Source organism: Pseudoalteromonas sp. NFXS53 (assembly GCF_056629255.1).
This window is the reverse complement of record NZ_JBWVBR010000010.1, coordinates 26556-46324: the sequence shown is the minus strand read 5'-3', so window position 1 is coordinate 46324 and position 19769 is coordinate 26556. Positions and strand designations below refer to the sequence as shown.

Below are 19769 nucleotides of genomic sequence, written 5' to 3'. Positions count from 1 at the left end.
ACTATGGATGGCTTGTATTGAACAATCTTATTAGGTACAAAAGAATAAACCTGTTCTAAAAAAGCATAATCAATGTCTTCAAATATTTACGTAAAACTTCTGATAGGATTGGCAGCTTTCAATTTATGCTACTTTTTGATTTCAGCTTTTACTGAACATCCATACTCAATCTCTACTGCAATTTCAGTGTCTTGTGGCATTGCGTTCGCTTCATTTCTTTCAAAAGTAAGCGCAGCTAAAAAGTAATAAATGCTTTTCAGAACATTTAGGTGTTGAGCAATCAGAGTTGAAAGCATCACACTCCCAACTCTGAGCACTCGCAAGTGAGACTACGACGCTTTTGAAAACTGCTCGTTAGATTGTGCAGCAGATACATCATCCGATGCGACTTCTGCATTGGCTGCATCCCCCAAAATACGATGAGTGATTATACCCGCAGTCATTGAGCCCGATACATTCAACGCGGTACGCGCCATATCAATCAGAGGTTCAATAGAGATAAGTAAGGCCGCTATCGTCACAGGTAATCCCATGGCAGGCAATACAATCAAGGCTGCGAAAGTTGCACCCCCACCAACGCCAGCAATACCAAACGAGCTAATAGTGATCATCGCAACCAATGACACAATAAAAGAAAAGCTCATCGGGTCAACACCGACAGTCGGTGCAACCATCACTGCTAACATCGCAGGGTAAATACCCGCACAACCATTTTGACCAATCGTCGCGCCAAATGACGCAGATAAGTTAGCTATAGCAGGTGGCACATTTAACTTGTTAATTTGTGTTTCAACATTAAGCGGTATCGTTGCAGCACTGCTTCGCGAGGTGAAAGCAAAGGTCAATACAGGCCAAATCTTTTGAAAGTATTGTTTTGGGTTTACACCAAACAAGCCCACCAGCAGACCATGCACCACAAACATTAATAAAATAGCGACATAAGACGCAACGATAAACCCAAGTAAATTCAGAATGTCAGTAAGACTAGAAGTCGCAACCACTTTAGCCATCAAAGCCGCCACCCCATAAGGAGTCAGTGAAATCACCATTTTTACCAGTCGCATAACCACGGCTTGTAATGTTTCTACAAAAGTACGAATAGGTGCTTCTAACTCTTCACGCTCTTGCATCACTTTGCGTGCTGCAATGCCTGTTAAAATACCAAAAATCACTACGGCGATAATCGACGTAGAGCGGTCCCATGCGAGATCTTGGAAAATATTGGTTGGAATAAAGCTCACCAGCATCTCAGGAATAGATAAATCGCTGACTTTTTCCATTCGCGTTTCTAAGTCAGCAAGTCGAGTGGTTTCGCGCGCGCCTTCAGTCAGCCCCTCTGCGGTGAGGCCGAAAAGCTGCGTAATGGTGATACCAATCAGTGCAGCAATCATAGTGGTGAGTAAAAGAATTGATATAGAGATACCACTGATTTTGCCAAGTGCCCCTGACTTATCTAGTTTTACGACTGCCGCAATCATCGACACCAACACCAATGGCATGATGATCATTTTAAGCAAGCCGACATAGCCACTACCGACCACATTGGTCCAAGCTAAGGTTTCTTGAATCGCTGTATGCCCTTCTCCCAAGAAAAATTGCAGTGCCAAACCAAACACACTACCAAGAGATAAACCGATTAATACCAACCGAGAGAGTGGTGCCTCTTTTTGTTGTATTTTAAATAGCGCCAAGAGTATTGCTGCAAAGACAGCCAAACTCACCATAGCAATGAAAGACATAGCGTTAACCTATTAATACTGTTACTAACTTACAGACCTGAAAACCGACTGAATCAATTCATCGGTTAAGACGAAAACTTCTTATACGAAGGAAAACTCAAATTAGAAGATAATTTTTAAAGCTTTTACTCAACGCTGCACAGTAATAAATTATTGCCTTTGAGAAAAGATTGAATCGGAATGAGATATATTTTCGAGTTATGACATTGCTTAAATAGTGATGCTTGTCGCATTGTCTCTCACTGTTTTAGCTACTCAAGCTCAGGTATACTCCTACTGTATTAACTCACTGTCTTTTTGGTTCATTTATGAAGAAGCTTTCAAAAGTACAACAAAAGCAACAAGCCTTGGTTTTACAAATCGCAGATATGATCGAAGCGCAAGGTCGAGAAGAAATTCCAGGCATGCTGCAATGTTGGTTTGATGTGGAATACCATTTATTTCCTGGCTCGCTGTTATTGTGCTTTCAATTTGAAGATGAGCAATCACTAGAAGCAGCAAAACCTGATTTACTAAAATGGCAGAAACGCTTAAGCGCAGCCATGCTAAAGAAAGGTGTAATTTTAAAAGACATGCGCAAGCACTTAACCTTTACACTATTAGGTCCAGAAGACTAACGGCACAGAAGAATCATAGTAAAAGCCTCTACTTGGACTCTAAATACTTAGTCGAAAAAAACTAATCAGGCTCACTTTTCAATGAGCCTGATTAAATCCCATTCTTACCCCTGAGGCATATAATGCTCATACCAATAGCTTTCACTCACTAAATCTTCCATCGACTCAAGCCTATCGATAAAAGTCAGGCCATCTAAATGATCGATTTCATGTTGAAAGATACGTGCAATAAAACCTGTAAATACAGATTCATGCTCTCGCCCTTGTGAATCATGATATTTCACTGTTACAGCATGATGCCTTGGCACTAAGCCGCGCATGCTCGGTACACTCAAGCAACCCTCCCAGCCTTTTTCTATTTCTTCACTGGCAGCAATTATCTTTGGGTTTATGATAGCCGTAGGGGCCATTAGTGGTGCATCAGGGTATCGTGCATTAGGCTTTGAACACATAATAAAAATACGCAAGCTGTGATAAATTTGTGGCGCAGCTATCCCTACTCCACCAGCCTCTTCCACCGTAGACATCATGTTTTTTATTAAATTTTGGCATTCGTCGCCGAGAATATCTTCTACAACTTGTGCTTTTTGTTTCAGCACTGGTTGACCTAGCTGAGCGATATCGAGGGTTAGCTTATGAGTGATTGAAGGCATAAAAAACTCTATTTTAGAAACACGAAGATCATTTTTAAATAAAATCTAAAGTGGCTTTTCCATGATAAATACTAATTATATCAAAAAGCTACTTTACCCAAAGGTAATATCACTAGTGGCATTGAAATTAATTAATATATGAGATAGGTTATTTTTAGTACCGATTACAAAGTCATAAAGAGTATGTATGGAAACATTATTTATAAAGGGAGGTATTTTTATGTGGCCTCTCTTAACGCTGCTTGTTGTTTCATTAATCATCTTAGTTGAACGAAGTATTTACTGGATAAAAGTTAATACTGATACAAATTTAACTTACAGAACAACTTTATTGAATTCACTCCATATTGAAACAACTGCAAACGATATAAAAGACAAAGCTATCATACTTGCAGAACAATCGCAGAAAAAGAAAACCCTCTACAATGAAGAAATTGAGAATCATTTAAAATCAACATTTATGAGAAACAACCGCTTTATGCGTTCTCTTGACGTCATTACTAGTGTAGCCCCGTTATTTGGAATTTTAGGCACAATCTGGGGGATCATAAGCTCTTTTAATTTAGCAGGCTCATTTACAGATTTAGAGCCAGCGACAGCCATGGTAGGCATGGCAGAAGCCTTTATTGCAACTGCCTTTGGGTTAATTGTCAGCCTTTTCTCTCTTTTTACATATAGTTACTTCCAAAGTATTTCCGAGAAAAATTTAGTTGAAGAAGATATGTTTCTCACCAATATGAAAGTAAAACTAGATGGAACTGCCTAAATACTCAAAGCCAAACAGGCCTGTAAACTTACTACCGCTTATGGACGTGATTTTCTTAGTGCTTGCGATATTCTTTTACTTAATGTTATTTATGGTGAGGCATGAAGGTATGAAAGTAGATTTACCTAGTGCTGACAATTCACAATCTAACACGCAAGTATTCAAATCGATAAGTATTGATAGTGATAATAACCTGTTTTTTGATAAACAAGCTGTAGAGTGGGCACAGTTGAGTGAAAAAGTTGTCGAATTAAAGTCAACTCATCAAGATGACATTGTCATTTATATTGCCGCTGATAACAAAAGCCAATATGAATACTTCATAAAAGTACTAGATACATTAAAAAGCAATGAGATTTTCAATGTTAATATTGAAACGTCTGGATCTAAATAATGATTCTCACCGCTTAATCATGGCGGTAACAATAGTCATGGTCGTAACCATCATGTTTGTTTCGCCATGGATGTCTTCTTCAAATGAACGACACAATTTCAGTTTCAAAAACACACTTAATTCTCTTTTTTCTCGACCTGCGCAAGCCTCTGACTTCAGTTTATCGCAATTAACCTCCGCAAATAATTATAAATCAAATATCAATTTACTTACTCAGAAAGACAATGTATTAAAAGTGAGTATAGGCAATAAAAACAGCACCGGAGAGCAAGAGTCAGAAACAGAAAGTATAGACAAGTTCAAGGCCTCAAAAGGCCATGGCAAAGCAGAAACAAATCAACCTGCCCAGCTCAGCAAAAGCTCATTACCTACACCTGAATCTATTTTAATCTCTGGTGCTCTTTCAACCGAGTTAGTTTACCAAAATTTAACCGTAGGCGCGCCTCCAAGCTATAGTTATAAAGCCAGAAAGAATGAACTTGAAGGGACAGTAGTTATCAAGTTATTAGTCAACAAGCACGGTCTGATCGACCTTATTACTATGACGAAGTCTTCGGGTCATAAAACGCTTGATGATGATGTGCTTAAAGCGGTAAATCTCTGGATCTTCGATACAAATGCAATAGGCCACAAAGAAAAAGAATTTATGATCGAGTTCAACTTCTCTTTAAACTAGTTGTAGGATTTAATTTGAAACCAGCTCTCTTCCGTTAAGCCATACTCAAGTTAACCACCGTATAAATGCTAACCTAGCTTTTTGACTGCCTCAGCTCACCCTAATTTATACCAATCCTCTTAATTAAGTGATCTATTTTGAAAGATTGGTATTAGCCCCTTTTAATTCCATCTAAACAGATTTTAAAGTAAGCTTCTTGATTCTGTTTAACCCCAAACCAAAGGTAAATGTTTTGAGTAAAAGAATTGAACCTGAGCTGCCTAGTATTATGCCCGATTTAGACCAGGTTAAAGACTTTAAGCAGTCTCAAGCACCATCGAATCACAAAGCGCCTGCATTTGACAAAAGCGAGACGGTTAACCACCAACCTGCCAAATCAAGTAATGCTGCATTATGGCTTTGTATCGTTTCAATCATTGGCTTTTCAATTGGCGGTTATACACTTCACCAGCAAAACTTAAAAACTCAGACGAAATTATTTGCCTCTGAACAACGAATTATCGAACTTGAGCGAGCTTTATCTGCTACTGGTGAAGAAATGGGTGAATCTGCAGGCGCCATCAAAGCAAAGCTTAACGCAATTACCGAGCGTACCGATGAGCTTTGGACACAAATGGATAAGCTATGGGCATCAGCTTGGCGACGCAATCAATCAGAAATTAAAAAACTGCGCGAACAAACAGCTGCACTAGAGAACTCACAATCAAAACAAAATAAAACGCAATCTAATACTGCCTCTAGTATTAAGTCATTATCAGATAATCAAGCCGATATGACGTTAAAGCTATCTCTTTTACAAGAACAACTAGATCAAGCACAATCAATCAAAAGTCAGCTAACCGCATTGAGCGCAGATATAGATAAACTAAAGTCTCAAGCACAAAGCAGAGATTCAAAACAGCTAGAAATTGGCGGCAGTATCGCACAGCTTGAAATGACGCAAAGTGCCCTCGTTGAGCAACTTGAGCGCCTTGAAACTAAACTTGCATCTGCACCAACCAAATCTCAACCACAGCAAGCGCTTAATTAATGAGGAGGCTGAAGCTATTTCAGCCCCCTATTTTTTTACAAGTTTTCTACTCGTTATTTTACGCTATCAGGTGCGTATCTAACTCGCCAGTTCGCTAATTATCGCGTAAACTTACCTGCTAAAGTTAATATTGATTAAATTGCGAGTTTCCTCGTTTATCAATGCCCCTACTCGACCAGCCAACGGCTGCTTGAGTCCTTGTTTGCTTGAAGGCAATTATGAAAAAAACATTTGAACTAACTCATCCTAAAATCAAAATCGCACGCCGCGTTGACGCGGTTAAGCATGAGCTAAAAAAGTATGTAAAACGCGAGCGTAATAAAAAGCTTCCTGCGGGCGTTGATTATTGGGACTTTGACTGTAAATTCGGTAACACAGAAGCTGAAGCCGAAACAGTGCATTTATCACAAATTAATAAACTGATTGATAAAACACAAGATGAGAGCTTAACGTCATTTTATGTTGAGATCTTAGTAAAGCCAGGTTTTAGAGAATCAGCAGACTCTGCTGATTACGACGACGAGTAAATAGCTAAACTGATTTCTTAGCTAACAACGTTCCTACTGAACTGATTTATCATGGCTTTGATATAAATATCAGTTCAGTTTATTTCTCTCTTTACTTTTTATTCTTACTCCTTACCTCTGTAAATCAAGTAAACACTACTGAAACTCATCTAAAGTATAAAACTCCCTGGATTTGTGTTACCCATAATAAATACACAAAGTTAGCAAACATTATCAAACGGCTTTGCATTACCTTATCAATGTCGCTGAACAATCACCTTAACTTAGATTTTGAGTGAAACCATGAACCATAAACTTGTTACCAAAAATCAGTATGAACAACGTCTGCTTAGAGTGATCGACTACATCTATGAACATGTAGATGGCGAGTTGGATGTCAATGCACTTGCTGATGTGGCCTGTATGTCTAGTTATCATTTTCATCGGATATACCGTGAATTTGCAGCAGAAACCATCAATGTCACGGTAAGAAGAATGCGGTTATTAAAAGCAGCGGCCTATTTAGTGCGTAGTGACTTGTCTCAACAGCAAATTGCAAAGCAAGTTGGCTATGGCAGTGTTGAAGCTTTTAACCGGGCGTTTAGTAAACACTACCAAGAAACACCAAACCAATATCGTACTGCAAGAGCTGATAAGCAAGTAACCATGCTTTATCCGAAATCAGATAAGGAATACAAAACCATGTACCCAGTTGAACAACATACAACGCCAGCACTTTCGTTAATCGCCATTGATCACAGCGGTGACTATATGCAGATAGGCCAAGCATTCGAAAAACTCTCAATGATGGCTGGCAAACTCGGTTTAATTAACGATAAAACACGCTACTTTGGCATTTACTACGACGACCCTAAAACCGTTAAAACAGATGAATTAAGATCAAAAGCCTGTATTACGGTTGATTTAACTACCCTGCCAAAAGAGCATGAGTTTGAAGTGATGAGCATTCCCACTTCTAACTCTGTGTCTTTGCTATTTAAGGGTGATTACCCTGAACTTGAAAAGCCTTATGACTGGTTGTTTGGTGAATATTTACCAACTAGCCAATATCAATTAAAAGACTTTCCACCGTTTGAAGAATACTTAAATGATGTGCGAGAAGTAGCGCCGCAAGACCTGCTTACACGTATTTATTGCTTGGTAGATTAAAGTTTAAATTTGAGGGCTGCGATACATCTTCAGCCTCTTACTTATAAGTTTCTGATATATTAAAATTATCAAGTTTCTTCATATAGAACTTAAAAGGGGCTAGCCGCCCCCTTTAACTAAAAGGTTAAACAATACTACCCAATTCACCGGCTTCATACTTAGCCACAACATCATCAATTTCTTGTTGCGTTGTCATGGCAAATGGACCTTGTTGAACAAACGCTTCTTTGATCGGCTCACCCGACATCACCACAAAGTGGCTATGCGTAGAGGCTGCACCTCGCACCGTTAATTGTTGTAACTGCTCAAATGTGAGTGCAATTGATGACCCTTGCTTTAAACTTGCCCAATGACCACCTAACTGAAACTCAATATCGCCCTCAACGGCATATAGCCATGTGTTAAATCCGCTTTGTATTTGATGAGTAAACTTTGCCAGGTTGTCGGCATAGCCATCTAAAATAGTCACAGGCCAAACGGCATTGTCTTGTGAAGAGTGACCATTACTTTCACCTAACACCAAACGAATTCTATAACCTAATCCTTCAAGGATTAGCATGTCTTCACGTTTTATATGCAGTGAGCTTGGTGCATTATGTTTTAGCTTTGCTGGTAGGTTTACAAAAACCTGTAAGCCATGAATTTTGGCCCCCGGCCTTGGCGCTTCATCATGAATTGCGCCGCTACCGGCATTGAGCCAATATAAATCACCCGCTTCAATATCAAAGTCATTACCCAACGAATCTCGGTTATTAAACTTTCCCTGAGTGTCTTCAAACAGTACTGACACCGCTGAGATACCAGCATGCGGATGTGCGCCAAAAGTCGGTACTGTCATCGTATAATGATCCGCCATGATCAAGGGATCCATCACACCGTTAAATTGCTTATGGCGAAAGCCTAAACCGGTAAAGCCTTCGCCAATATTAAGTGGGTTGCCTGTCACTGGTGAGAAATCAATTGTTTCATTTTTGTTTTCATAAGTCGTCATTTTACAATTTCCTGTTGAACTCTTTGCGTTGAAATAACTATAACAACTTGAAATTGGCAAAAAAATAGACAACAATCGGACTTATCGTTCCATATTTAGAACAACCTAAGGTGTTCATGAAACTAGATCTCAACGACTATTACTACTTCGTACACGTCGTAGAAAAGCAAGGTTACACGGCTGCGGCTGCCGCACTGCAAATGCCAAAGTCTCGGTTGAGTCGACATGTAGCACAGCTTGAAGCCCGTCTTGGAGTTAGACTGCTGCAGCGCACTTCACGTCATGTCGCGGTGACACAGGAAGGTCGATACTTCTATGAACATGCTCGTAAGCTCGTTGATGCCATGGAACTGGCTGAATCTGCCATGAAGAATACCCAAGGTGAACTGTCAGGCAAAGTTGTGATCAGTTGCTCAACGGGGGTTGCTCAATACGCTCTAGGTGAGTTATTGATTGAGTTCGCCGAGCGGCACCCGCAAGTGCAAATAGAACAGCGTGTTTCAAACAACATGGCTAACCTAATCACAGAAAGCGTCGACTTGGCAATTCGGGGCCATAGCGCCGACCTACCCGATTCAAGCTTAATCCAACGCTCTATTGCACGAGTCGACTGGCCGCTATTCGCTTCTCCCGCTCTGTTAGAAAAAGTGACATATTTAAAAGATGCCTCTGACTTGGCTCAGCTCAACTTCTTAAAGGTCGGTCGCTTTAATCCAGCGAACACCATTAACCTCCTTGATGGCAATGGCCAACACACATCGCAAACGGTGATAGCAAAACTTTGCTCTGAAGATATGAGCACACTCAAACGCGCAGCCATCGCAGGGCTTGGTGTTACCTCACTGCCTAATTATGTCTGCAAATCAGAGCTTAAAAGCGGAGAGCTTGTTCATGTATTGCCTGAATACCTAACACAAGCAGCAAATTTAAGTTTAGTGATGCCATCAAGACTTGGTGTTCCAGCCCACATTAAAGCATTAGCCGACTTTATTCGTGACAAGCTACCCAGTGTGATGAATTGAAAACTAAACCTGAGTGATACCTCTGTAATAATCTTTAGACATACTTTTAAGTGTTACTATTGGGCTTGTGACTTCAATCACCTATCAATGATCTATGTTAGGCTTTTGCAAGTAGAAACTTATATCGGCACAAATTATGTTCTTTGATATTTCAACTTAGGATCCTCAGCTTGAATATACATACTCAACAAAAAATAAAACAACTCGTTGTATTTGATCTTGATAGAACTTTACTTAACAAGCACTCGCAGCTATCTCCATTTACATTGCAAACACTTCGCGAAATGGACAAGCGAGGCATTCACTACACTATCGCCACAGGTAGAAGCTTTTTATCTGCAGAAGACATTTTAAAGGGTCACACTTTTTCTCTGCCTCAGATATATACCAATGGCGTTGTTACTTATTGCCCGACAAAGCAGCGTTTTAGCTTTGATAATTGTTTAGGCCTTGATGAAACATTAGCTGCAACTGAAGTAATGATATCGAACTCTGCACATCCATTTATTAATGCACTCAACGACCAAGGTGAGCGCATTGTTTTTCATGGAGAATATAAAAACCGGTTTGAACAAGCATTGTTAGAGCAATTTGGGTTATCACCAAAAACGCGCATGTTGCCTTTAAGCAAGTTGAATCACGACTTTCAAATTACCAACATCAGTATGATTGGCCCTCGTGATGAAGTTATTTCGGTTCACAACACCATTGAAACACTCAACCATTTAATCGCCTATTCAGGGCAAGCCATAGAACATGAGACATACCGATGGATAGATGTGCATCATGCAAAAGCGACCAAGGGTACTGCAATCGCTAAATTAAAAAAGTTGCTCAACATTGAGTCAATCATTTGTTTTGGTGATGGTGATAACGATTTAAGTATGTTCGAAATTGCAGACGAATGTTATGCACCAGAAAATGCCAATATTGAGAATAAACAAACCGCTACAGCTGTGATTGGTCACCATAACGAAGATGGGGTTGCGAAGTTTTTAGCTGAACGTTTTTCACTATAAAGCGCACGGTAATTTGGGCTAAAAAGCCGTTATTCAACCCATATTTTTGCTACTTCGACAGGTAATATCCTGTTATCCTAAAAGGAACTTGGATAATAATAATTCTTATGGAGTAAGAATATGAAAAAACTACTTTTAGCAACAGTCACAGGAGCTGCAGTTGCCTCTGGCGCATATTTTGTTTCTAATCAAAACGATTCATACACCCCATTACCACAACTAGATTATGTACCTGCCGATACAGTCTTTTTTTGGTCGCAGCTTGAAGGGTTTCCATACCTTGAATATCTAGACGTATTGCCTGAAGCATTTAAGAACACGCATCAATTTGATGATCTGGTCGAGCTGATGCAACAAAGTAATGCATCTAGCAATGAGCGTTTCTTCGTTAGACTTATGGAAAATTATACTAACAGCTTAAATTCTTCAGAAGCCTTTGCAAACACCTGGGGCGCTGACAATGACTTTAAAATGTTAGGTTATTCAGTGGGACTTCTGCCTGTTGGCAGAGCCAAATTAGCCAATGTTGAAACCTTTGTACAAACGATGAAAACAGCAGCTGAGCAATCTGGTGTACGTTATGAAACGACTGCACTAGCTGGTCTGCCTATTACCCGCTTTGTTATAGAGCAGGGAGATGAAAAGCTATTTGATATTGTTGTCTCAACCAAAGGTGACTGGGTCACACTCACTTTAGATACAGCCTTTAACACCGAAGAAGACTTAAAGGTGGCACTAGCAGCCACAAAACCTGCAAAAGCACTGAGTGAAACGAATCGCGTTGAGCAATATATCAATGACTATCAGTTAGATGGTCAATCTCTTGCTTACCTTGATACAACCCTTTTAGTTAATGCCCTTACTGCAAAAGATCCACAAAGCAATACCACAAGAATGCTTGATGGTTTGCTTGCTTTATTAGGGAGTGAAGACGACCTCGCCCTTATCCGAAATGAAGCTTGCCAACAAGATTTTGCTGATATGGCAAGTAATTGGCCTGCGATTGTATCTGGCACACAAAAAGTTGAAATCACACATAACTATGCTGATATTCAAGTATCTACTGTATTCGCATCGACAGACAAGAAAGTGCTTGATGCAATGAGTAACGCTCGCGGTTTCATCCCTGAGCACGCAAAAAATATGGGGGAGGCAATGATTTCTTTTGCATACGGCCTCAACGCATCGAAAATTTCCCCTATGGTTAATACAGTGTGGGCACGTTTTGCTTCGGCTGACTTTAGCTGTCAACCTCTTGTTGCTGCGCAAGCGCAAAGTAAAGACACAAACCCTGCGGCACTCGCAATGATGACCGGCATGCTTGGCTCTTTGAAAGGCGTCAGTTTAAGTCTTTTTGATGTCGAAATTGTGGAACATGCACAAAACCCTGGGCAACCTGATTTCAAATCGCTCAATGTACTTGCGACAATTTCTGCCGATGATGCTGAAGCCTTATTTAATATTGCTAAAAGCTTCGAACCTGCACTCGCAGGTGTCACTTTACCTGCAGATGGCTCTGCCATTGAAGTAAATGAGTTCCTTCCGGCTGGCTTTGAGTTAGATGCACCTATCTATCTTGCATTAAAAGGTGATCATTTGACTTTTTACACCGGTGAGCAAGGCAAAAAATTTGCTGACACTTTAACTAAACAAACCGTTGAAGCAAACGGCATGATGGCATTTTCAATGAATTCAGATAAATTCTTTAAAGCGCTATTGAAGGGCGCCGAAATTGCGGGTGAAGAATTAGGTGACGAATTTGAACAGTTCATTGGTCAAAATACACAAATGCAAATTAACCTTGATGTTGCAGAGAAAGGGGTGGTTACTGACACCCAAATTATGATTAAAAAGCTTTAAAAAGCAGTACCACATATAAAACCTGCATACTTCAATTAAGAGTATGCAGGTTTATTACCCGTTAAAGGTTTTTAATACGAATAGAGCCGTTATTACTCGACAACGTTACTTTTGCTTTTCCCGACCCTATTTCACCAGATAAGGTTTTTCGGTTTGAACGACTTTTATCTACCTCTAAACCGAAGTTATTACTAATTGAGCCATTATTAGATTTTGCTTTAATACTGGCATCAATCGAATCAGGGAAATAAACCGTAATCGACCCATTTTGCGATTCAACATCCACATCAGTCAGGTCTTTTAATTCATCGCTAAACGATAATTTAACAGAGCCATTATTGCTCTCAACACGCGTATTGCCAGCAAGTCCTTTCGCCACCATGCTGCCGTTATTTAAAGATGCGTTAACAGCTCCCGTTACGCCTTTGATAGATAACGAACCATTATTTAGCTCAACATCATCTAATTCAATATGTGCTGGCACATTAATAAAATAATCTACCTTGGCATAGCCGCCATTATTCCAGCCGAACTGCTTAGCAAAGTGCGTTTCGATATCAATGGTGTTGCCTCTTTGTGATAGCTCAACCTCAACCCTTTCCCTGCCTTCTTTGTCTTTACTGTAGATAGTCGCGGTTACAAGCACTTCGTCCTTGTTCCATGCTTCAATTTCTACTTTGCCATTGGTGTTTTCGATTTGTAATTGCGTGCCTGCATCTGCTGAGAACGTCTTCTCCACAGTTTCAGTATAACGTTGACCGTTATGAGCAAATACACTTGCAGAAGTCAGTGCGCAAAGCGCGAATGCTAAAGTTGGTTTAACTAAATTCATGGTATTTCCTTTCTCTTAATCACCTGTCTTAACCAATAAGACGCAACCCGTGAAGGAAAGGTTTAAATAAAGTGCAAAATACATCTTGCGGAGCAAGATTACTTTTGCGCAAGGTGAAATAAGCAACTTTAAACAACGCTGCGGTAAACTCCTTCGAAGCAAAGTTACTTTTGCGCAAGGGCGACGAGCGACCACAAAAATGTATGGAACATTTTTGAACTGCGAAGCAGGTCCGAAGAATGAAGGGCAGGAAGCCTGAAATCATACGAAGTTTCGCAGCGCGAGGTGGTGAAGATATAGATACCCGAAGGGCTTAGCTAGATAGTTTAAAAAATGGACAAGCATTGATACGTCTTTGACTACAAAAACATATCAACACTAAACTATATTCACTAGCTCTAGCTCTAGCTCTAGCTCTAGCTCTAGCTCTAGCTCTAGCTCTAAGTACGATAAAGCACTTTTATTACGTGCCAACCAAACTTCGTTTTAACCAACTGCGGCGTTAAAACTTCACAAGAAAAGCAGACTTTATCAAATTGCGGCACCATAGTTCCGCGTCTGAACTCTCCTAAATCACCGCCCTTTTTACCAGTCGGACAGTTAGAATACTTCTTTGCTAAAGTCTGAAACTTAGCACCTTTTTTTAATTGCTTAAGAATGTCTTCTGCTTGCTCTTTATGCTTTACCAAAATATGCAAGGCATGTGCTGTACTGGCCATATACTCTCGATTTACGACTTAAAATTAACTCTAATAATATTGCGTATTATAACGAAAAATCATGACCACACTAACTTATGATTGCTCTGTGTTATTTTGTAAATAAACCAAAAGGTATCACTAACCCGACTTGCGCTGTTGTGCCTCGCTCTAACGACAAAAATACATCTACATTCACACCAATACCGATAAACTTACCAAATGTGGCAGATGCATGAAGTGGAATACCTATACTTGATCCCTCTTTCAAGTCACAGATATCACTGGTGCCTAAAAAGCCATCTTGATAGTGTTCGCAGTTTTTAGACCATGAGCCATCGCCGTAACCTAAACCAGCGCCCGCATCAACATAACCCCAGCTATAAGGTATAGAAACAAATCGAGTGACGCCGTACACTTTAAATTCAGCATCATGGCGTGCCTTTGTTACTCGATTAAGATTTGTGGTGCCGAAGAACTCTTCTTCAGTGTAGTTCGAATGCACAAACGCCCAACCTTTGTCGTTGTCTCTTACTTTAATTTTAAACGAGCTGCCATACTGAAGCCCTTCACTGTATTCCAGCCAGTACCTATCATACTCAGCCTGAGCAGTTGTAGAGAGTAAACATAGGCCTATTGCTGAAAGTAATTTTTTCATGCGTCCTTTCTTCCTTTTAAATATTGTTGAGGCTCATAGGCATAGCTGGCGTCCAGAGAATCAATGCTATGCTTATGTAAAAGAGCAAAACTACCTATCATTTATTAATTGATAAATAGCAATGATTTACGCGCGCAAATATAACAGCCACACCAACTTAGGTACAAGTGATAACGTGTGCAAAATACACGTTGAGAAGCAAGGTTACTTTTGCGTATGTTTTACAAAGTACCAAAACAGTCTCAGGCTACATGGATGTAATACAATACCACCCTTCATTTCAAACTTATTTTGCGCGGGGTAAACCCGCGCCTACAAACTAAAAGGCCGTAAACATGTTACGGCCTTTTAATGACAAAGAAGTCATTAATCTGAGCCCTAAATAAGTAAAATGACTTACCCCTTATAACTTCGCGCCATTTAATTTTGCCAACTGCTGCTTAGCTGAAACAAAGTTTGGGTCTATTTCTAAGGCTTGCTTTAAACGTTTAGTCGCAGCCCTCTTTTGACCATTTGAAATTAACGCTTCAGCCAGGCTATCAAATGCATTTGGCGACTTGGGAAAAGCTTCAACATTTAATTCAAAAGCAGCAATTGCAGCTTGAACATGCTCTTCTTGTAACAATACATAACCTAGGTCATTCAATTGACCTTCAGAGAAATCATATCCTGCTGCTTGCTCTGCCTTTAGTTGACGATATGTACTGAGTGCCTTGTTGATATCTTGCTTAAACACGCCATAAAGCACCTGTGAAATAGGCTGCTGAATAAATTCATATGTCTGACCTGCCAAAATCGCTTCAACAGCTTTTTCATTAGCATCTACACTGTCATCTTGACCATTGTTCGTCAGTAAAATAATTGTGCGATTATCTTCAATTTGACGCGTATAAATCGATTTAAATGCACGCCAATGACCACTGTGCCCGATCTTTTGTTGATTAAAAGCATCCAGTTTTAGCATAAATCCAAAGCCATATTCTTTGGTTTTGCCATCTGTTGTTTTAGTCACTTGTGTGGCTGCTTGCCACGTCTTTGGGCTTAAAAGCTTATGGCTATGTAGCGCTTGATCCCAAGCATAAAGATCGCTGGTTGTTGAATAGATCCCCCCCATACCTTCAATATCAAAAAATGGAATTTGGTCAAATGCACGTTTATTTCCATTAATTTGCTGACGAAAACCGTATGCGCGCTCAGTTAATCTATGCTCTGTTTTGCTTGTACGGCTTACCGACTGCGTCATTTTCAGCGGTGTAAAAATACTGCTTTGTAAAAACTCGTCATAACTTTGCTTTGAGATCTTAGACACCAAAGTCGCTAGCACAACATATCCGGTATTACTGTAACGCCACTGTGCGCCTGGCTGAAACATCACCTCTGGGGCTTGGTCGATTAATGCATCTAGCACGGTATTTTGGTCAAGACTCGCTGTAACTTTCCCCTGACGGTACAAACTTGTTAAGTAAGGCATCATATCAGCAATACCAGATGTATGATTAAGCAGGTGTTTGATGGTGATCTGCTCATACGGAAAATCAGGGATATGCTGAATGACTTTATCTTCAAAATTAAGTTTGCCCTGCTCTTGAAGCATCATAATAGCGACCGCTGTAAACTGCTTCGAAATTGAGCCAATATCGAATTGATGTGAAGTTGAAAGCGGCGTATCACCTTTATGATTAACACCCATAGCTTGGTGATATAACACTTTTCCGTCTTCGGCCACCAAGAAGCTACCATTACAAAGTTGCGCCTTATGACACTGTTTAAAATAGGATTTTAATGTTTCTACTCTTGAATCCTGCTCAGCCATTGCTGATTGACTGCTCAGAAACATTACACTGCTTACTAAGCTAGAAAGGATAAACTTGTTCATATTAATTCTCGATTATTATTGAATTCGTAGTAATCAAATAACAAGTATCAGACCAATATTTTAAATATTACTTATCAATAGCTTACATATTATCTTGTTCTTTATACCTTTTTAAATGTCGCTATATCGGAACATAAAAAATGTGTAGTGTGTCACTTTCGGAACACACTTTGAGGCCATTTGAGAGTGTATTTACAGTAATATAATTTGTTGCTCACTTACCAAAATCGACACAGTCAAACCAAAAATAAACTGAATTACCTCTAAATAAACCAAACAGAGGTATTCCCATAATGAGGGGGATCATAGTGCTGCGATTTTAGTTTTGATCGAACGACCTCACATTTCGTATCAAAAGATTAATCAAGAGGATGAGATTAATGAGAATACGCCACAAACTCTGCGCACAGTGCCAACAAAGCAAGTCCGTTATGTACCGGTGCCGTTATAACAGCAACATTGAATGGCAATTTGTCTGCGGCCCCTGCTTACTCGTCATTAAAAAGCAGTATTGTGATACATATCAATATGGTGGGACTTGGAAAGCAAAAAAGAAGTGAAGGGGCGCCCCGAAAGGTTTCAAATTTGATAACAAAATGTTGCAATAAAATTTAAAGCGATCAAATATGTTCACTGTTCGATATATTATCGACACCAAACATTTTAGAAATTCAAAGGAATAATGATGAACTTAAAACTTGCTAAAAAAAGAATGAAATCTTTGAGTCAAGATTCAAAGCAGCTACCAGTATTTGTTACTGAAAATATTGCTGGTGGTAAAATCACTGATGACTATCCGATGACTAAAGCTGCAATGACCTGCCCTGAGCCAACAAAGGATTTACCTACTCCTTTCCCTAAAACTGTTACTGACTCCTCAACAAAGTAAGCAACTTTTACTGAAGAGTTACACATTAAGGGAGCTCATTAAGCTCCCTTTATAAAAGTGTGAGTTTTAAGAACTAAAACTAAGGCTAACCAATTCAGCGCCCCCTTTAAACTTCTCTATATCCAAAATCTGAAATACTTATTAACTTTCAAAAAATTGACACTATAAAAAAACATTTTTATTGGCTCATTAGCAAATGTGTTTACCCTTTTATTCTATGTACTTATGCACAAAATTAGAGTCAATTTTTAAATTGGTTTGAAAAATGCATATTACCATTCACTGATACTCATTAAACAGGTAAGCACAATGAATCATAATGATAGTAAAGTTTATGTATTGAGCGGATTTGCTAAATGCTCGACAGCTAACAGCGAAAAATATAAAGAAGGTAATCAGCATTCTATCGGCCTATTAACAACCGATGAAAATTATCAAGAGAACATTACTCAACTTGAAGCTTTTGTTAAAGGGTTTGGCTGGGAGTCTATCTCATTTTGTATGGTCGAAGAGGTTGAAGACATCAATGCGCTAACAAATGATGTTTTAATTTCTAGCTTTCTTCGCGCACAAGAAAACGGCCAGTCTTTAGTTGTTAATGATTTACCAATTGCGGTGTAATTAACAGCAGAATAGATCTAACGCTTCAAACAAGTTTGAAGCGTTAGTGACTGTAAGCATAGCGGATTGTAAAGCAATCTTTTGTGAAGCAAGAAATCAAAGATAGATCATAACTTTGATTTCACCAGCCTCTTACAATTCACACCCATACCTATTCTCTGATTTTTTGGTACTCAACATCTTGCCAGGTCAGACTATTTACCTGCTTTGTGCTGTCATCAAACTTCACATTGATCGGGTTAAATGAGCTAAACGGCGTGCTTTGCTCTAAAAATAAGTTCGAAGAGATAGCTGTTAAATCAAATTCATAGTCGAATTGCTTGCCTTTCAAGTTTCCATTTGAAGACATCGAAATGGCCAACTTACTGTACTTATCATCACCTTGATAATTCCCCACCAGCTTAACCAAATCAGCTTTTGTTGCTTGGTAATTTTCTGCACCAGATTGCTGAGCAAACTCGGCTAACGTGTCATTGTTTCTTTGTAATCTTCGATTTAATAGCCAGTCTACGCGCTCTTGGTAACCCTGCTGACGAACATTGGCCATATGCTCTGCTTTTTCATGCTCTGTTAAGTACTGAAAAAACTGCACCATGGTTCTGCTGGTTAACCAACCCGTCATATTATCTGAATTAGAAAACACCCCAATTCCCACACCTAGGTCTGGAGAAAATGCCATCATAGTACGAGCGCCTGTATAGCCCCCACCATGGGCATACAGGGTGTGTCCATAAATATCACAGACACTCCACCCAAGCGCATAACCATGACATGGCAGCTCATAAGGGTTTCTGGCTTTGGGGTCTAATTTCGCCACTGGTGTATGAGCCAGCTTCATAGTCTCAGCGTTAAAGCCTGACTTATTTGCCAGCTCGGGGTTTAACTGTAACTGCAGCCACTTACCCATATCATTAGCCGAAACCACTAAGCCACCTGCTGATTGCATTTTACCGTCTGTTTTTGGTGGCACTAAATGCCAGCCTTTTTCTTCACCTTGCCAGATATGATTCCAAGATAGGTGTTTCATTGAAAAGTCTGAAGTGCGCGCAGAGCTATTTGTCATCCCCATCGGCGTAAAGATTTCATCTTGCAGCCAGTCTTGCCAAGCTTTACCCGTGGCTTGATGCAAAATAGCGCCATAGATATTGTATCCAAGGTTAGTGTAATCGTAGCCCTCTTTACGCTTGCTCGCATGTTTTGCGATTAAGGCAGGGTAATCTTTATAATCAACCTCTGTCACATAAGCTTCTAAAATAACAATCTGATCGGCGTCAATTGGGAATTGATGAGTCAATAAATCTCGTAACGTCCACTGGTTAGGATCAACCCCTTCTGGCAGGGTGATATTTGGCCAGTGCTTGGCAATGGTGTCGTCAAGCTTCAATATGCCTTGCTTATCTAACTTAGCCGCCAGAAGACCCAGATATGCTTTAGTTTGAGATGCGATATATATTGGTGTATCGACCGTCAATGGCAGTTTAGTGTCGATATTTCTAATGCCTTGAACATGATTTAACAGCACTTCATCTTTACTGACGGCTACAATTGCATAACCAGGCCCGAGGTTTGGCACTTTACCAATAAACTGTTCTAATTTATCAGCAGCTTGCTGTGGCGTGATGGCATAGCTCAACTGGCTCACACCTATTAACGCTGATAGTAAAATAGCCTTGCTTTTTGTATACATGACTCACTCCTTAGTTCAAAAAATATCAGCAACAGCATAGCCATTGTGCTCGCTATTTTATTGTA

At 39.8% G+C, this 19769-nt stretch carries 21 protein-coding genes; 12 read left to right on the top strand and 9 right to left on the bottom strand.

Going from position 1 to position 19769, the window contains the following annotated elements; translation table 11 throughout:
* Positions 1-128 precede the first annotated feature (128 nt).
* Both AC1HJP_RS12110 and AC1HJP_RS12105 read right to left on the bottom strand, forming a co-directional pair.
* Positions 129-296, bottom strand: coding sequence for a hypothetical protein (locus tag AC1HJP_RS12110; protein ID WP_475158853.1), 168 nt, complete (start codon positions 294-296; stop codon positions 129-131).
* Between the two features lie 33 nt (positions 297-329).
* The gene (locus tag AC1HJP_RS12105) at positions 330-1739 is read right to left on the bottom strand and encodes an L-cystine transporter (protein ID WP_480362046.1); all 1410 of its coding nucleotides are present in this window, start codon (positions 1737-1739) and stop codon (positions 330-332) included.
* A gap of 308 nt (positions 1740-2047) precedes the next feature.
* On the opposite strand from AC1HJP_RS12105, the gene AC1HJP_RS12100 reads away from it, so the two are divergent.
* Entirely contained in the window at positions 2048-2356 is a 309-nt protein-coding gene (locus AC1HJP_RS12100; protein WP_058028923.1) for a hypothetical protein, read from the top strand.
* Between the two features lie 104 nt (positions 2357-2460).
* Here AC1HJP_RS12100 and def read toward each other — a convergent pair whose 3' ends face one another.
* Positions 2461-3009: a peptide deformylase gene (def, locus tag AC1HJP_RS12095; protein WP_480362045.1), complete on the bottom strand. Its 549-nt coding sequence runs from the start codon at positions 3007-3009 to the stop codon at positions 2461-2463.
* Between the two features lie 187 nt (positions 3010-3196).
* On the opposite strand from def, the gene AC1HJP_RS12090 reads away from it, so the two are divergent.
* From AC1HJP_RS12090 to AC1HJP_RS12065, 6 genes are all read left to right on the top strand, one after another.
* Complete coding sequence (locus tag AC1HJP_RS12090; RefSeq protein WP_480362044.1) at positions 3197-3775, top strand: MotA/TolQ/ExbB proton channel family protein; 579 nt, start codon at positions 3197-3199, stop codon at positions 3773-3775.
* The gene (locus AC1HJP_RS12085) at positions 3762-4169 is read left to right on the top strand and encodes an ExbD/TolR family protein (protein WP_480362043.1); all 408 of its coding nucleotides are present in this window, start codon (positions 3762-3764) and stop codon (positions 4167-4169) included. Before AC1HJP_RS12090 ends, AC1HJP_RS12085 begins: the two co-directional genes overlap by 14 nt.
* Positions 4138-4845: an energy transducer TonB gene (locus AC1HJP_RS12080; RefSeq protein ID WP_480362042.1), complete on the top strand. Its 708-nt coding sequence runs from the start codon at positions 4138-4140 to the stop codon at positions 4843-4845. Before AC1HJP_RS12085 ends, AC1HJP_RS12080 begins: the two co-directional genes overlap by 32 nt.
* Positions 4846-5077: 232 nt before the next feature.
* Positions 5078-5875 (top strand): hypothetical protein, encoded by a 798-nt coding sequence (locus AC1HJP_RS12075; RefSeq protein ID WP_480362041.1) that lies wholly within the window; start codon positions 5078-5080, stop codon positions 5873-5875.
* Positions 5876-6093: 218 nt separating this feature from the next.
* Positions 6094-6402, top strand: a complete 309-nt coding sequence (locus AC1HJP_RS12070) for a DUF6172 family protein (RefSeq protein ID WP_480362040.1) — start codon at positions 6094-6096, stop codon at positions 6400-6402.
* Positions 6403-6684: 282 nt separating this feature from the next.
* Complete coding sequence (locus AC1HJP_RS12065; protein WP_480362039.1) at positions 6685-7551, top strand: AraC family transcriptional regulator; 867 nt, start codon at positions 6685-6687, stop codon at positions 7549-7551.
* A gap of 124 nt (positions 7552-7675) precedes the next feature.
* Here the strand turns inward: AC1HJP_RS12065 and AC1HJP_RS12060 are convergent, their stop codons facing one another.
* Positions 7676-8542: a pirin family protein gene (locus tag AC1HJP_RS12060; RefSeq protein WP_480362038.1), complete on the bottom strand. Its 867-nt coding sequence runs from the start codon at positions 8540-8542 to the stop codon at positions 7676-7678.
* Between the two features lie 116 nt (positions 8543-8658).
* Between AC1HJP_RS12060 and AC1HJP_RS12055 the strand changes: the two genes are divergently transcribed.
* From AC1HJP_RS12055 to AC1HJP_RS12045, 3 genes are all read left to right on the top strand, one after another.
* Positions 8659-9564: a LysR substrate-binding domain-containing protein gene (locus AC1HJP_RS12055; RefSeq protein ID WP_480362037.1), complete on the top strand. Its 906-nt coding sequence runs from the start codon at positions 8659-8661 to the stop codon at positions 9562-9564.
* Positions 9565-9734: 170 nt separating this feature from the next.
* A complete protein-coding gene (locus AC1HJP_RS12050) occupies positions 9735-10583 on the top strand; it encodes an HAD family hydrolase (RefSeq protein ID WP_480362036.1) in 849 nt (282 codons plus the stop codon).
* A 120-nt stretch (positions 10584-10703) separates the two neighbouring features.
* The gene (locus AC1HJP_RS12045; RefSeq protein WP_480362035.1) at positions 10704-12443 is read left to right on the top strand and encodes a hypothetical protein; all 1740 of its coding nucleotides are present in this window, start codon (positions 10704-10706) and stop codon (positions 12441-12443) included.
* A 61-nt stretch (positions 12444-12504) separates the two neighbouring features.
* Here AC1HJP_RS12045 and AC1HJP_RS12040 read toward each other — a convergent pair whose 3' ends face one another.
* The 4 genes from AC1HJP_RS12040 to AC1HJP_RS12025 form a co-directional block, all read right to left on the bottom strand.
* Positions 12505-13275, bottom strand: coding sequence for a DUF4097 family beta strand repeat-containing protein (locus tag AC1HJP_RS12040; protein ID WP_480362034.1), 771 nt, complete (start codon positions 13273-13275; stop codon positions 12505-12507).
* A 440-nt stretch (positions 13276-13715) separates the two neighbouring features.
* Positions 13716-13994: a peptidylprolyl isomerase PpiC gene (gene ppiC, locus AC1HJP_RS12035; protein ID WP_058028905.1), complete on the bottom strand. Its 279-nt coding sequence runs from the start codon at positions 13992-13994 to the stop codon at positions 13716-13718.
* Between the two features lie 91 nt (positions 13995-14085).
* A complete protein-coding gene (locus tag AC1HJP_RS12030; protein WP_480362033.1) occupies positions 14086-14631 on the bottom strand; it encodes a hypothetical protein in 546 nt (181 codons plus the stop codon).
* 403 nt (positions 14632-15034) lie between these two features.
* Positions 15035-16507 (bottom strand): serine hydrolase, encoded by a 1473-nt coding sequence (locus AC1HJP_RS12025; RefSeq protein WP_480362032.1) that lies wholly within the window; start codon positions 16505-16507, stop codon positions 15035-15037.
* Between the two features lie 682 nt (positions 16508-17189).
* Between AC1HJP_RS12025 and AC1HJP_RS12020 the strand changes: the two genes are divergently transcribed.
* Together AC1HJP_RS12020 and AC1HJP_RS12015 are read left to right on the top strand one after the other, a co-directional pair.
* The gene (locus AC1HJP_RS12020) at positions 17190-17396 is read left to right on the top strand and encodes a hypothetical protein (protein WP_480362031.1); all 207 of its coding nucleotides are present in this window, start codon (positions 17190-17192) and stop codon (positions 17394-17396) included.
* Between the two features lie 309 nt (positions 17397-17705).
* Complete coding sequence (locus AC1HJP_RS12015; RefSeq protein ID WP_480362030.1) at positions 17706-18017, top strand: hypothetical protein; 312 nt, start codon at positions 17706-17708, stop codon at positions 18015-18017.
* Between the two features lie 151 nt (positions 18018-18168).
* Here AC1HJP_RS12015 and AC1HJP_RS12010 read toward each other — a convergent pair whose 3' ends face one another.
* Positions 18169-19704 (bottom strand): serine hydrolase domain-containing protein, encoded by a 1536-nt coding sequence (locus AC1HJP_RS12010; protein ID WP_480362029.1) that lies wholly within the window; start codon positions 19702-19704, stop codon positions 18169-18171.
* Positions 19705-19769 lie beyond the last annotated feature (65 nt).

Excerpts from the sequence above, each read along its gene's own strand:
- AC1HJP_RS12110 (WP_475158853.1), bottom strand. The coding sequence starts at position 296 with ATGCTTTCAACTCTGATTGCTCAACACCTAAATGTTCTGAAAAGCATT.
- AC1HJP_RS12105 (WP_480362046.1), bottom strand. The coding sequence starts at position 1,739 with ATGTCTTTCATTGCTATGGTGAGTTTGGCTGTCTTTGCAGCAATACTC.
- AC1HJP_RS12100 (WP_058028923.1), top strand. The coding sequence starts at position 2,048 with ATGAAGAAGCTTTCAAAAGTACAACAAAAGCAACAAGCCTTGGTTTTA.
- def (WP_480362045.1), bottom strand. The coding sequence starts at position 3,009 with ATGCCTTCAATCACTCATAAGCTAACCCTCGATATCGCTCAGCTAGGT.
- AC1HJP_RS12090 (WP_480362044.1), top strand. The coding sequence starts at position 3,197 with ATGGAAACATTATTTATAAAGGGAGGTATTTTTATGTGGCCTCTCTTA.
- AC1HJP_RS12085 (WP_480362043.1), top strand. The coding sequence starts at position 3,762 with ATGGAACTGCCTAAATACTCAAAGCCAAACAGGCCTGTAAACTTACTA.
- AC1HJP_RS12080 (WP_480362042.1), top strand. The coding sequence starts at position 4,138 with ATGTTAATATTGAAACGTCTGGATCTAAATAATGATTCTCACCGCTTA.
- AC1HJP_RS12070 (WP_480362040.1), top strand. The coding sequence starts at position 6,094 with ATGAAAAAAACATTTGAACTAACTCATCCTAAAATCAAAATCGCACGC.
- AC1HJP_RS12065 (WP_480362039.1), top strand. The coding sequence starts at position 6,685 with ATGAACCATAAACTTGTTACCAAAAATCAGTATGAACAACGTCTGCTT.
- AC1HJP_RS12060 (WP_480362038.1), bottom strand. The coding sequence starts at position 8,542 with ATGACGACTTATGAAAACAAAAATGAAACAATTGATTTCTCACCAGTG.
- AC1HJP_RS12055 (WP_480362037.1), top strand. The coding sequence starts at position 8,659 with ATGAAACTAGATCTCAACGACTATTACTACTTCGTACACGTCGTAGAA.
- AC1HJP_RS12045 (WP_480362035.1), top strand. The coding sequence starts at position 10,704 with ATGAAAAAACTACTTTTAGCAACAGTCACAGGAGCTGCAGTTGCCTCT.
- AC1HJP_RS12040 (WP_480362034.1), bottom strand. The coding sequence starts at position 13,275 with ATGAATTTAGTTAAACCAACTTTAGCATTCGCGCTTTGCGCACTGACT.
- ppiC (WP_058028905.1), bottom strand. The coding sequence starts at position 13,994 with ATGGCCAGTACAGCACATGCCTTGCATATTTTGGTAAAGCATAAAGAG.
- AC1HJP_RS12030 (WP_480362033.1), bottom strand. The coding sequence starts at position 14,631 with ATGAAAAAATTACTTTCAGCAATAGGCCTATGTTTACTCTCTACAACT.
- AC1HJP_RS12025 (WP_480362032.1), bottom strand. The coding sequence starts at position 16,507 with ATGAACAAGTTTATCCTTTCTAGCTTAGTAAGCAGTGTAATGTTTCTG.
- AC1HJP_RS12020 (WP_480362031.1), top strand. The coding sequence starts at position 17,190 with ATGATGAACTTAAAACTTGCTAAAAAAAGAATGAAATCTTTGAGTCAA.
- AC1HJP_RS12015 (WP_480362030.1), top strand. The coding sequence starts at position 17,706 with ATGAATCATAATGATAGTAAAGTTTATGTATTGAGCGGATTTGCTAAA.
- AC1HJP_RS12010 (WP_480362029.1), bottom strand. The coding sequence starts at position 19,704 with ATGTATACAAAAAGCAAGGCTATTTTACTATCAGCGTTAATAGGTGTG.